Raw genomic sequence first — 12,977 nt, forward strand, 5'->3', positions numbered from 1 at the left:
GCTACATAATAGTCTCAAAAATAGCCGAAACCCAGCGCCGATGCGGGTTCCGGCTATTTGGGAAGTCAAAGTTCGGCCTAGCTTACCGATGCCAGTGCCTTGCCCAGTGCCGGAAGTTGCGGCCGCAGCGACTCTTTTTGACACCAGATCGTTACGCCGCGCGCGCCTTGGGCGCTTCGCGGTTGTCGCGCTGGTGGCTGTCGGCGCCGTCACGGTCGCAGGCTGCGGCAGGAAGGCCGAGCCGGCGCCGGAAGTCCGCCCGGTGCGGCTGATGCAGCTCAGCCAGCACAGCGGCAAGACCGCCTTCGAGTTTTCCGGCGACGTGCGCCCGCGCGTCGAATCGCGGCTGGGGTTCCGCGTGGGCGGCAAGATCGCTGCACGCCTGGTGGATGTGGGTGCCATCGTCACCAGGGGCCAGCCGCTGGCCCGGCTGGATCCGACCGACCTGTCCCTCGCCGAAGCGGGCTCGCGCGCCCAGTTCGAGGCCGCGAAGACCGACCGCGACCTCGCCGCGTCGGATCTGAAGCGCTACAACGACCTGTTCGCCAAGGGCTTTATCAGCGCCGCCGAACAGCACCGGCGCCAGGCCAGTTTCGAGGCGGCCGACTCGCGCCTGCGCCAGGCCCAGGCCGGCCTGCGCAGCCAGTCCAATCAGACCGCCTACGCCGTGCTGCATGCCGACGCCGACGGCGTGGTCACGGCCATCGACGCCGAGGTGGGGCAGGTCGTGACCCCGGGCCAGCCGGTGGTGCGCGTGGCCCAGACCGCGGAGAAGGAAGTGGCGATCGGCCTGCCGGAAGACCAGGTCGACCTGCTGCGCGGCATTACCGACGTCAGTATCCATACCTGGGCTGAGCCGCAGCGCGCGCTGCCTGGCCGAGTGCGGGAGATTGCCGCGGCTGCCGACCCGGTCACCCGCACCTATGCCACCCGCGTCACCATTCCCAATCCGCCCGCCGACCTCAAGCTCGGCATGACCGCGGTGGTGACGTTCGTGCGGACCGGGGCCACCCCCGCGATCCGCGTGCCGCTGACGGCGCTGCTGCAGGAGCAGGGCCGCAACCAGGTGTGGATCTACGATGCAGCCGCCGGCACGGTCAAGCCGGTCACGGTGACGCTGGGCGACGCGGTCGGCAACGAGGTGGAAGTGCGGCAGGGGCTGGCGCCAGGCCAGACCATCGTCACCGCAGGCGTGCATCTGCTGCGCCCGGGCCAGAAGGTGCGGCCGCTGCAGACCGTCGCGCCTGCTTCCGCAGTCCCCTCCGCGCCGGCCCCGACGCCTAAGCAGGGCTGAGGGCGGCATGGATCATTCCCGCTTCAACCTGTCGCGCTGGGCGCTCGAGCACCAGCCGCTGACCCGCTACCTGCTGGTGGTGCTGCTGCTGGGCGGCCTGCTGGCGTTCTTCCAGCTGGGCCAGGACGAGGACCCGCCCTTTACCTTCCGCGTGATGGTGGTCCAGGCGTTCTGGCCGGGCGCCACCGCCGAGCAGATCGCGGTGCAGGTCACCGACAAGATCGAACGCCAGCTGCAGGAAGTGCCTTACGCCGACAAGATCCGCAGCTTCTCCAAGCCCGGCGAGACCACGGTGATCTTCCAGCTCAAAGACACCTCGCCGGCGAAGGAAACCGGGCAGATCTGGTACACCGTGCGCAAGAAAATCGGCGATATCCAGCAGACCCTGCCCGCGGGCGTCCGCGGGCCATTCTTCAACGACGAGTTCGGCGACGTCTACGGCACCATCTACGCGCTGTCGGCAGACGGCTTCAACTACAAGGAACTGCGCGAGTACGCCGACCTGGTGCGGCAGGAGCTGCTGCGCCTGCCGTCGGTAGCCAAGGTGTCGCTGATCGGGCTGCAGGACGAGAAGGTCTATATCGAGTTCAACCAGGCGCGCTTTGCCCAGCTCGGGTTGGACATCAATGCCATCGCCGACCAGATCTCGCAGCAGAACAACCTGACCGGCAGCGGCGTGCTGGTCACGCCGAGCGACAACCTGCAGGTGCGCCTGTCGGGCCAGTTCGCCAGTGTCGGGGACCTGGAGAACCTGGTGCTGCGCGGGCCCAATGGCATCGCCAATATCCGCCTCGGCGACATCGCGCAAGTGTACCGCGGCTATGTCGACCCCACCCAGACGCGGATGCGCTTCAATGGCAAGGATGTGATCGGGCTGGGCATCTCGATGCAGAAGGGCGGCGACATCATCCAGCTCGGCAAGGACCTGCGCGCGGCCTTCGAGAAGCTGCGCGGCCAGCTGCCGGTCGGCATCGAGATGGACCAGGTCCAGGACCAGCCCAAGGCGGTCAAGCAATCGGTGGGCGAGTTCGTGCGCGTGCTGATCGAGGCCGTGGTGATCGTGCTGGCGGTCAGCTTCGTCGCACTGGGCTTGCATACGCGGCCGCTGCGGCTGGACGTGCGGCCCGGGCTGGTGGTGGCGCTGACGATTCCACTGGTGCTGGCGGTGACCTTCCTGTTCATGCACATCTTCGGCATCGGCCTGCACAAGATCTCGCTGGGCGCGCTGATCGTGGCGCTGGGGCTGCTGGTCGACGACGCCATCATCGCGGTCGAGATGATGGTGCGCAAGCTGGAAGAGGGGTTCTCCAAGATGGAGGCGGCCACCTTCGCCTATACCTCGACGGCGATGCCGATGCTGACCGGCACGCTGATCACGGCGGCGGGCTTCCTGCCGGTAGGGCTGGCGCGCTCGACGGTGGGCGAGTACACCTTCGCCATCTTTGCCGTGACCGCGCTGGCGCTGGTGCTGTCGTGGCTGGCGGCGGTGTATTTCACGCCTTACCTCGGCTATCTGCTGCTCAGGACGCGCGGTGCGGGCGCGGGCGAGCATCATGAGGTGTTCGATACGCCGTTCTACGCGCGCTTCCGCCGGCTGGTGGACTGGTGCGTGACCTGGCGCAAGACCGTGATCGCCATCACGCTGGTGACGTTCGTGCTGGGCATCTACGCGTTCAAGTTCGTCGAGAAGCAGTTTTTCCCCGATTCCAGCCGGCCCGAACTGATGGTGGAACTGTGGATGCCGGAAGGCACCAGCTTTGCCCAGATGGAAGCCGAAGCCAAGCGCTTCGAGCGGCTGGTGGGCAAGGACAGGCAGGTGGAAAGCCTGACCACGTTCGTCGGCACCGGCGCGCCGCGTTTCTACCTGCCGCTCGACCAGATCTTTCCGCAGAGCAACGTCGCGCAGGTAATCGTGATGCCGGCCAGCACCGAGGTGCGCGACGCGCTGCGCCGTCGCATCATCAAGCTGCTCGACACCGAATTCCCGTACCTGCGCGGCCGCGTCAAGCTGCTGCCGAACGGGCCGCCAGTGGCGTATCCGGTGCAATTCCGCGTGATCGGCCCTGAGGCGGGCGCGGTGCGCCAGCTGGCCGACCAGGTCAAGGCCGTGATGCGCGCGAACCCGAACACGGTCGGCGTCAACGATAACTGGAACGAGAACGTCAAGATGCTGCGCCTGGAGATCGACCAGGACAAGGCGCGCGCGCTGGGCGTCACCACCAGCGCGATCGCGCGCGTGACGCAGACCGTGCTGACCGGCGTGCCGGTCGGCCAGTACCGCGACGGCGACAAGCTGATCGAGATCCTGATGCGCACGCCGCGCAACGAGCGCGATGCCATGTCCGACCTGAACAACGTGCTGGTGCCGACCAATACCGGCCGCACCGTGCCGCTGACCCAGGTGGCACGCGTGGCGCTGAAGTCCGAGCCCGGGGTGGTCTGGCGCGAGAACCGGGACTTCGGCGTGACCGTGCAGGCGGACGTGGTCGACGGCATCCAGGGCCCGACCGTGACCGCGCAGATCAACCCGCAGCTGGACCAGCTGCGCGCGCAGCTGCCCGCGGGCTACCGCATCACCGTGGCCGGGGCGGAAGAAGAAAGCGGCAAGGCCGGCGCGTCGATCGCCGCCCAGCTGCCGCTGTGCATCTTCCTGATCTTCACGCTGCTGATGCTGCAGCTGCATAGCTTCTCGCGCGCGCTGATGGTGTTCCTGACCGGCCCGCTGGGCCTGATCGGTGCCGCCGCGACGCTGCTGCTGCTGCGCGCGCCGATGGGGTTCGTGGCGCAGTTGGGCATTACCGCGCTGCTGGGCATGATCATCCGCAACTCGGTGATCCTGGTCGACCAGATCGAGCAGGACATCAGTGCGGGCGTGCCGCCCTGGACCGCAATCGTCGAAGCGGCGGTGCGCCGTTTCCGCCCGATCATCCTGACTGCCGCCGCGGCGGTGCTGGCGATGATCCCGCTGTCGCGCTCGATGTTCTGGGGGCCGATGGCGGTGGCGATCATGGGTGGGCTGATCATTGCCACCGTGCTGACGCTGCTGTTCCTGCCGGCGCTGTATGCGGCGTGGTTCCGCATCAAGCGGCCCGAGGCAGGGGTTGGGGCGCTGGCAGTCTGACGGGCGCGGCTGCCAGTGTCAGGCCGGCGCGGCGCATGCAGCTGCGAGCCGTACTGGCGCCTGCGCGCCAACGCCAGCCAGCGCGCGGCAATAGAAGGCGCGCGGCAATGGCAGGCTGGCAGGCGCGGGCCGCCAGGCCTGCGCGCCTAGTTGCAGATCGTGCCGGGAACCGGCTTGCCGGAGTTGGTCATGCCCTGGCAAGCGTCGCCGATGGTCAGGCTGGTATCGGAGGCCGAAGCCGGCGACAGCTTGAGCTTGCCTGCCACCGTGCAGCAGCCGCGCGGCGGTGGCGGCATCGGTGTGCGCTTGAGGGTCGGCGCCGGGGCTGGCCCGCCGGCTTCGGCCGTTTCTTCGGCATCAGGGAACACGCACTGCCCTTGCTGGCAGATCCGCTCCCCTTTGCACTGCATGTCGTACTGGCATCCGGCAGCCTGGGCGAGCGATGACCAGCCAGCGGCCATCGACGCTGCCAACAGCAAGGCAGAAACTTTCATATGCCCTCCGATAGGGCTGAGGTGAAGACTGGAGTGGTCGGCGAAGTGTGCAATACCGCTCCAACACTTTCAGAATAGATCGCGCGCGGGGGCTGCGATAGCCGTTGGCACTCAGGTGTTCTACCACCTCCCGCGAGGACCGGCGGCGCTCGCGGTCATTGCTCCAGCATCTCGCACACCTGCACGTCCGGCAGCGTACTCAGGCCTGTCCGGAATTTGTGCAATACATCGGGATGATCTCGCCGCTGGCCGCTGCGAGTTTCGACAGGTAAGGACTGGCCACCGGGACCAGCGCATCGGCATGTGGTGGCGCCGCCACAGGAAGGGCGGATGGTGCGAGGGAGGGGACTCGAACCCCTACACCATTGCTGGCGTCAGGACCTAAACCTGGTGCGTCTACCAATTTCGCCACCCTCGCGGTCCTTGCGGCGCAGCCCGGACGGGCGGCCGCGATGCTCATTGCCTGCGCGGGACACGAAAGCAAAAAAGGCGGCTGGAACTGCCCGCCTTTCATCGGTCCGCCGCTGCCGGCGCCTGCCGTGGCAGGTTCTGCGCCCGCAGCGCAATGAGGCTGCGGATTGTAGCGCAAGGCGCGAGGGGAATCCAGTCCCGCTGGCCAGCGATATATATTGTCGGCATTGCCGACGCGTGCCGCATGGGGCGGCGCGCTCCCTGTCCCATGCCCCCTGGTCTGACTTCTGCCTTGAAGGCGCCGCCATGGCGCCTGCTCTTCTGGGCCTGCGCCTGCGCCGTGCTGGCCCTGTCGCTGATGCCGCCGTCCCAGCCCCTGCCAAGCACCGGCTGGGACAAGGGCAACCACCTGCTGGCCTTTGGCGCGCTGGCGCTGCTGGGGCGGCGCGCCTTTGCCGGCCACTGGCTAGCCCTGCTGGTGGCGCTGGTCGCTTATGGCGGCGTCATCGAGCTGTTGCAGGGCATGACCGAATACCGCGAGGCCGACTGGCTCGACCTGGCGGCGGACACCTGCGGGGTGCTGGCCGGCGTGGCGCTGGACTGGCTGTGGCGCGGCCGCGGCCGGCGCTTGCCACGTTAGCTCGCGCGGCGGCGCATGCCGCCGGCGCTTGTCGCTTTACCGCTCTTCCGCTTCCAGCGTGAATTTCGCGCCGTCGTCCTGGCCGAGCAGGTTGACCAGCAGCGGCATCGCCTCCCGCAGCATTTCCTCCAGCCGCCACGGCGGGTTGATGATGAACATGCCGCTGCCGTGCAGCCCCAGGCCGCCTTCGACCGGGTGCCTGACGGTCAGCGTCACGTGCAGCCAGCTCTTCAGCGGCAGGGCCTTCAGTTGCACCGGCAGCTGCAGCGATTCGCGCCGCTGCACCTGTGGGTACCAGACCGCATAGACGCCCGTGGCAAAGCGCTCCAGGCCGTCGCGCACGGTCTGCACGGTGCGGGCGTAGTCCTGCTTGTCTTCGTAGGAGGGGTCCACCAGCACCAGCGCGCGCCGCGGCGGCGGCGGCAGGATCGCCTTGATGCCGCCGAAGCCGTCGCCGTCGTACAGCATTACGCGGCGGCCGGCGCCGCGGAAGTTGTCGCGCAGCACCTGGATTTCGGTGCTGTGCAGTTCGAACAGGCGCAGCCGGTCCTGCTCGCGCAGCATCTGCCAGGCCAGCCATGGCGACCCGGGATAGTGGCGCAGGTTGCCATCCTGGTTCAGCGCGCGGACCTGGTCGAGGTACTCGTCCAGCAGCGGCGGCAGCGCGGTGCCGCTGGCGGCGGCCCGCCACAGGGGCGCAATGCCGGTCTCGAACTCGGCCTTCTTTTGCGCCCACTCGTGCTCGAGCGCATAAAGGCCGGCGCCGGCGTGGGTGTCGATGTACCAGAACGCCTTGTCCTTCTGCGTGAGGTGTTCGAGCAGCTGCACGACGACGGCATGTTTGAGGACATCGGCATGGTTGCCGGCATGGAAGGCGTGACGATAGCTGAGCATGGCGAAGCGGGGCGCCGCTGAGGCGCAAGATCGGGGGCAGGGCGGCGTGGCCACTGCGGGGAAGGCCGCTATGCTACCATCCGCGGCGAGTCGCCCCCTCCCCATGTCCGGCACCTCCGCCCGGGCCCCAAGTATCCGTATCCCATGCCGCGCGCACTCGAGCCCGCCGAGCCTATCCTGTCTGCCGAAGGCACCCCGTATTCACCCCGCTACGACGACGTCTACCACAGCACCGAAGGCGGGATGGCGCAGGCCGCCCATGTCTTCCTTGGCGGCAACGGCCTGCCGCAGGCGTGGGCCGGCCAGCGCCAGTTCGTCATCGTCGAAACCGGCTTTGGCCAGGGGCTGAATTTCCTGGCGACGTGGCAGGCGTGGCGCGACGATCCCGAGCGCTGCGGCACACTGCATTTCGTCTCGATCGAAAAGCACCCCTTCACGCGCGAGGGCCTGGCCCGGCTGCATGCCGGCCTGCAAGCGCTGGAACCGCTGGCGCAGGCGCTGCAGGCGCAATGGCCCGACGCCTTGCCGGGCCTGCACCGGCTTGCCTTCGACGAGGGGCAGGTGGTGCTGACGCTGGCGCTGGGCGACGCCGGGCAATTGCTGCCGAAGCTGGCAGTGGGAGCCGATGCCTTTTACCTCGACGGCTTTTCGCCGGCGCGCAATGCGGACATGTGGTCGCCGCCGGTGTTCCGCGGGCTGGCGCGGCTGGCCCGGCCAGGCGCGACGCTGGCCACCTACACCGCCGCCGGGTTCGTCCGGCGCGGGCTGAAGGAAGTCGGGTTCGAAGTCAGCAAGGCGCCGGGCTTCGGCGGCAAGCGCGACATGACGGTCGCGCGCTTCCGGCCGTTGTGGAAGTCGCGCCGCCATGCACCGCCGCTGGCGGCGCAATGGCCCGACCGGCATGCCATCGTGATCGGCGCCGGCCTGGCCGGCTGCGCCGCGACCGAGCGCCTGGCCGCGCGCGGCTGGCGCATTACGCTGTTCGATGCGCATGACGGCCCGGCGCGGCAGACCTCGGCGCATCGCGCGGCGGCCATGCATGCCCACCTGTCTGCCGACGACAGCCTGCTGTCGCGCCTTTCTCGCGCCGGCAACCAGTACGCACTGCGAGCCTGGGCGGCGCTGCGCGACGCCGGGCATCCGGTCGGCTGGCACGGCTGCGGCGTGCTGCAGATCGGCGAGGACGAGGCCGAGGGCGAGGTCCAGCGTGCCGCGCTGGCAGCCATGGGGCTGCCGGAATCGTTCGTGCGCTGGATGAGCGCGGAGGAGGCGGCGTCCACCCACCGGGCCGGAGTGCCACGAGGGGGGCTGTGGTTCCCGGCCGGCGGCTGGGTGGCGCCTCCCGATGTCTGCACTGCGCAGCTGGCGCGTGCGGGCGATGCAGTCGCAGCGCGCTTCGGTTGCCGCGTGGCAAGCATCGCGCGCGTGGATGACCAGTGGCGCGCGCTCGACGCCGGCGGTGCCGTGCTGGCGTCGGCCCCGGTGCTGGTGCTGGCCAATGCGCACGAGGCGCAGCAACTGCTGCCGCAGCAGCACTGGACCATGCGGCGCGTGCGCGGCCAGCTCACTACGCTGCCGGCCGCGCAGGTCGATGCGATCGGCGGCTGGCCCGACTGCGTGGTCACCGGCGCCGGCTACCTGCTGCCGCGTGCGGCGGACGGTACTGGCCGTGTCGGCTCCAGCTACGACCCCGACGAAGGGCCACTGGCCGAGCGTCCGGAAGTGCATGCCGCCAACCTGGCGCGCCTGGCCGGCCTGCTGCCGCGGCAGGCCGGCGCGGTGGCCGGCATCGACCCCGCCGCGCTGACCGGCTATGTCGGCGTGCGCACGGTCACGCACAACCGGCTGCCGCTGATCGGCCAGGTCGCCGACGAGGTGGCGGCACGTACGCAAGCAGGTGCATTGCGCGGCGCGCACCTGCGTGACCTGCCGCGTGTCCCCGGCCTGTACGCGGCCCTTGCCTATGCGTCGCGCGGCCTCACATGGGCGGCACTGGGGGCCGAGCTGCTGGCCAGCCAGATCGAAGGCGAGCCGCTGCCGCTAGAGGCCGACCTGGCCGATGCCGTCGATCCGGCACGCCTGCTGCTGCGCGCGCTGCGCCACGGCCAGGCGGGCTAGCGGCGAGGGCGCCGGAAAGCGCTTCCAGGTCTGCTTCAGGGTAAAAACGCCGGAACCGAACCAAAACCGTGCGATAATCCCCGTTTTCCGTTTGCGCGGAGCCCTCCGTGCGCCGTCGCGCCGCGTCGGCCCCAGGCAGTGCTGCAAATGGCGCAGCGCAAGCGGTAGCGCCAACGAACACAACTACATTTCTGGATTGGATCTACGACCATGTCGAACGTGATTGAGAACCTCGGCAAGCTGGACCGCAAGGTGACCCTGGCCTTCCCCAAGGCCGAAGTGGAGAAGGAAAAGCAGGAGCGCCTGGTTCGCCTGTCGAAGACCGTGAAGATGTCGGGCTTCCGTCCGGGCAAGGTGCCGATGAAGATGGTCGAGAAGCAATACGGCCAGCAAGTCGAGTTCGAAGTGCGCTTCGACAAGGCCGCGCGCAAGTTCTTCGACATCACCAAGGAACAGGACGTCAAGGTTGCCGGCCAGCCCAAGTTCGAGATCAAGACCGAAGGCGTGGAAGCTGACCAGGTCGCATTCGATGCCACCTTCGAGGTGTACCCGGAAGTGAAGATCGGCGACCTGTCGGCCGCCGAAGTGACCCGCACCGGCACCGAGATCACCGACGCCGAAGTCGACAAGACCGTCGACATCCTGCGCAAGCAGCGCGTCCACTACCACACCCGCGGCGAAGCCGGCGAGCATGGCGACGGCGGTGCCGACGTCACCGCCCAGAACGGCGACCGCGTGACGCTGGACTTCGTCGGCAAGATCGACGGTGAAGAGTTCGCCGGCGGCAAGGCCGAGGACTTCCCGTTCGTGCTGGGCGAAGGCCGCATGCTGCCCGAGTTCGAGCAGGCCACGCTGGGCCTGAAGGTCGGCGAAAGCAAGAGCTTCCCGCTGGCCTTCCCGGAGGACTACCACGGCAAGGAAGTGGCCGGCAAGACCGCCGAGTTCACCGTGACGCTGAAGAAGATCGAGTGGGCCCACCTGCCGGAAATCAACGAAGCCTTCGCCAAGTCGCTGGGCATCGCCGACGGCAGCGTCGAGAAGATGCGCGCCGACATCCGCGAGAACCTGGAGCGTGAAGTCAAGCGCCGCACGCATTCGATGCTGAAGGACCAGGTCATGGAAGCCCTGCTGAAGGCAAGCGAGCTGGACGTGCCGAAGGCCCTGATCGAGCAGGACCAGGAGCGCCTGGTCGAGATGGCCCGCCGCGACCTGGAGCAGCGTGGCATGCCCAACGCCAAGGACATGCCGATCCCGGCCGAGATGTTCGCGCAGCAGGCAGAGCGCCGCGTCAAGCTGGGCCTGATCCTGGCCGAGATCGTCAAGGCCAACGGCCTGGAAGCCAAGGCCGACCAGATCAAGGCCGAGATCGAGGACTTCGCCAAGAGCTACGAAGATCCGAAGGAAGTGATGCGCTGGTACTACGGCGACCAGCAACGCCTGGCTGAAATGGAAGCCTACGTGCTCGAAAACAACGTGGTAAATTTCGTGTGCGACAAGGCCAAGGTCACCGACAAGAAGGTGTCCTTCGAGGAACTCACCGCCGAAGGCAACCAGCAGCAAGCTGCCTGAGGTCGGGGATAACCCGCAAGCCCGCTTTCCTCCGCGCCACGGCGAAGGAAGCGGGCCGGTGTCCCGAGTGACTGATTGCCTTGCGATCCGACGAATCCATGGAGAACCTGCATGACCCGCAATGATTTGCTTGACCGTCTCGCCACCACGCAGGCTTCGGCACTGGAAACCCAGGGCCTGGGGCTGGTGCCGATGGTCGTCGAGCAGTCCGGCCGGGGCGAGCGCGCCTATGACATCTATTCGCGCCTGCTGAAGGAGCGCGTGGTGTTCATGGTGGGCGAGGTCAACGACCAGACCGCCAACCTGGTGGTGGCACAGCTGCTGTTCCTGGAGAGCGAAAACCCCGACAAGGACGTGTCGCTCTACATCAACTCGCCGGGCGGTTCCGTTTCGGCGGGGCTGGCGATCTACGACACCATGCAGTTCATCAAGCCGGATGTGTCCACGCTGTGCATGGGCATGGCGGCGAGCATGGGCGCCTTCCTGCTGGCGGCCGGCGCCAAGGGCAAGCGTTTCGCGCTGCCCAACTCGCGCATCATGATCCACCAGCCGCTGGGCGGCGCGCGCGGCCAGGCCTCGGATATCGAGATCCAGGCGCGCGAGATCCTGTACCTGCGCGAGCGGCTGAACAGCATCCTGTCGGAAGTGACCGGCCAGCCGGTCGAGAAGATTGCGCGCGATACCGATCGCGACAACTTCATGAGCGGCGACCAGGCGGTGGACTACGGCCTGGTGGACAAGGTCATCGCCCGCCGCGGCTGATGCCACGGGCCGCCGCGGCGCAATCCGCAACGGCGGCTATGCCGGTCTGCCGGGAAACCCGCATTGCGCGGAACGCCCTGGCGCGGCAGCATTGCCAAAACGCGAAGGCTACACCGGAACGAGGCCTTGTGCCTCGTTCTTTGCTTTTGCCCCACAGCCTTGGGGGAGAGCGCCGGTGAGGCCAATTGTTTTGGCGTATGATGCGTTTAAAGCGTATCGCCGGGGAGCCTTTCGCCCCGCGGTGTGCGCAATGCAAAAGTGACTGATTCCTATGGCGGACAAAAAAGGTTCATCCAGCGAAAAGCTTCTCTACTGCTCCTTCTGCGGCAAGAGCCAGCATGAGGTCAAGAAGCTGATTGCGGGCCCCTCGGTGTTCATTTGCGACGAATGCATCGACCTGTGCAACGAGATCATTCGTGACGAAGCCACCGCAACCGAGAAAGACGCCGCCGCGGCCGCGCGCTCGGACCTGCCCACGCCCCACGAAATCCGCGAAAGCCTGGACCAGTATGTGATCGGCCAGGAACAGGCCAAGAAAATCCTGGCCGTCGCGGTCTATAACCACTACAAGCGCCTGAAGCACCTCGGCAAGAAGGACGATGTCGAGCTGTCCAAGAGCAACATCCTGCTGATCGGGCCGACCGGCTCCGGCAAGACGCTGCTCGCGCAGACGCTGGCGCGCCTGCTCAACGTGCCGTTCGTGATCGCCGACGCGACCACGCTGACCGAAGCCGGCTACGTGGGCGAGGACGTCGAGAACATCATCCAGAAGCTGCTGCAGAACTGCAACTACGAAGTCGAGAAGGCGCAACGCGGCATCGTCTACATCGATGAGATCGACAAGATCTCGCGCAAGTCCGACAACCCGTCGATCACGCGCGACGTTTCGGGCGAGGGCGTGCAGCAAGCCCTGCTGAAGCTGATCGAGGGCACGATGGCCTCGGTGCCGCCGCAGGGTGGCCGCAAGCATCCGAACCAGGACTTCCTGCAGGTCGATACGACCAACATCCTGTTTATCTGCGGCGGCGCGTTCGACGGCCTGGAAAAGGTCATCATGCAGCGCTCGGACAAGACCGGCATCGGCTTCGCCGCGCAGGTCAAGAGCAAGGAAGAGCGCGACGTCAGCGAAGTCCTGCCGCAGACCGAGCCGGAAGACCTGATCAAGTTCGGCCTGATTCCCGAACTGATCGGCCGCCTGCCGGTGGTCGCCACGCTGGCCAAGCTGGACGAGGCCGCGCTGGTGCAGATCCTGGTCGAGCCCAAGAACGCGCTGGTCAAGCAATACCAGAAGCTGCTGGCGATGGAAGGCGTCGAGCTGGAAATCCGCCCGGGTGCGCTGACCGCGATCGCTCGCAAGGCGATTCGCCGCAAGACCGGCGCCCGCGGCCTGCGTTCCATCCTGGAGCAATCGCTGATGGACGTCATGTATGACCTGCCGAATTACAAGGGCGTGCAAAAGGTGGTGATCGATGAGAATACGATCACCGGAGATGCACCACCGCTGCTGATGTACGAAGAGCAGCAGCCGAAAGTGGCAGGCTCCAACTGACGCGAGAGCTGCCAAGGGTGGTAAGTGTTTGGAACCACACCGGCAGCGAGGCGAGAAAGCCGTTCGCGTAGAAGCGAGCGGCTTTTTTTGTTTATTTCCACCGACGAGAAGGAGGAAACGCGGGT

At 67.2% G+C, this 12,977-nt stretch carries 9 protein-coding genes and 1 tRNA gene; 7 read left to right on the forward strand and 3 right to left on the reverse strand.

Annotated features, from left to right (window positions below):
- The first annotated feature begins 88 nt into the window (after positions 1-88).
- Both J8I34_RS29580 and J8I34_RS29585 read left to right on the forward strand, forming a co-directional pair.
- Positions 89-1,294, forward strand: coding sequence for an efflux RND transporter periplasmic adaptor subunit (locus J8I34_RS29580; protein ID WP_035878453.1), 1,206 nt, complete (start codon positions 89-91; stop codon positions 1,292-1,294).
- 7 nt (positions 1,295-1,301) lie between these two features.
- On the forward strand, positions 1,302-4,415 hold the full coding sequence (locus tag J8I34_RS29585) for an efflux RND transporter permease subunit (protein WP_209807723.1): 3,114 nt from the start codon (positions 1,302-1,304) through the stop codon (positions 4,413-4,415).
- A gap of 146 nt (positions 4,416-4,561) precedes the next feature.
- On the opposite strand, the gene J8I34_RS29590 is transcribed toward J8I34_RS29585, so the two are convergent.
- Entirely contained in the window at positions 4,562-4,909 is a 348-nt protein-coding gene (locus J8I34_RS29590) for a hypothetical protein (protein ID WP_029049273.1), read from the reverse strand.
- A 331-nt stretch (positions 4,910-5,240) separates the two neighbouring features.
- Positions 5,241-5,327: transfer RNA gene (locus J8I34_RS29595), tRNA-Leu, on the reverse strand.
- Between the two features lie 351 nt (positions 5,328-5,678).
- Between J8I34_RS29595 and J8I34_RS29600 the strand changes: the two genes are divergently transcribed.
- Positions 5,679-5,960, forward strand: coding sequence for a VanZ family protein (locus J8I34_RS29600; protein ID WP_369796525.1), 282 nt, complete (start codon positions 5,679-5,681; stop codon positions 5,958-5,960).
- Between the two features lie 36 nt (positions 5,961-5,996).
- On the opposite strand, the gene J8I34_RS29605 is transcribed toward J8I34_RS29600, so the two are convergent.
- A complete protein-coding gene (locus J8I34_RS29605; RefSeq protein WP_209776803.1) occupies positions 5,997-6,854 on the reverse strand; it encodes a 23S rRNA (adenine(2030)-N(6))-methyltransferase RlmJ in 858 nt (285 codons plus the stop codon).
- 144 nt (positions 6,855-6,998) lie between these two features.
- On the opposite strand from J8I34_RS29605, the gene mnmC reads away from it, so the two are divergent.
- The 4 genes from mnmC (at position 6,999) to clpX (ending at position 12,852) form a co-directional block, all read left to right on the forward strand.
- Entirely contained in the window at positions 6,999-8,972 is a 1,974-nt protein-coding gene (gene mnmC, locus J8I34_RS29610; protein WP_029049271.1) for a bifunctional tRNA (5-methylaminomethyl-2-thiouridine)(34)-methyltransferase MnmC2/FAD-dependent 5-carboxymethylaminomethyl-2-thiouridine(34) oxidoreductase MnmC1, read from the forward strand.
- Positions 8,973-9,182: 210 nt separating this feature from the next.
- Positions 9,183-10,541: a trigger factor gene (gene tig / locus J8I34_RS29615; protein ID WP_029049270.1), complete on the forward strand. Its 1,359-nt coding sequence runs from the start codon at positions 9,183-9,185 to the stop codon at positions 10,539-10,541.
- 111 nt (positions 10,542-10,652) lie between these two features.
- Complete coding sequence (gene clpP, locus J8I34_RS29620; RefSeq protein WP_029049269.1) at positions 10,653-11,303, forward strand: ATP-dependent Clp endopeptidase proteolytic subunit ClpP; 651 nt, start codon at positions 10,653-10,655, stop codon at positions 11,301-11,303.
- A gap of 271 nt (positions 11,304-11,574) precedes the next feature.
- Positions 11,575-12,852 (forward strand): ATP-dependent Clp protease ATP-binding subunit ClpX, encoded by a 1,278-nt coding sequence (gene clpX / locus J8I34_RS29625; protein ID WP_029049268.1) that lies wholly within the window; start codon positions 11,575-11,577, stop codon positions 12,850-12,852.
- Positions 12,853-12,977 lie beyond the last annotated feature (125 nt).

Source organism: Cupriavidus phytohabitans (genome assembly GCF_017815025.1).
In the GTDB taxonomy this organism is placed as follows: Bacteria; Pseudomonadota; Gammaproteobacteria; order Burkholderiales; family Burkholderiaceae; genus Cupriavidus.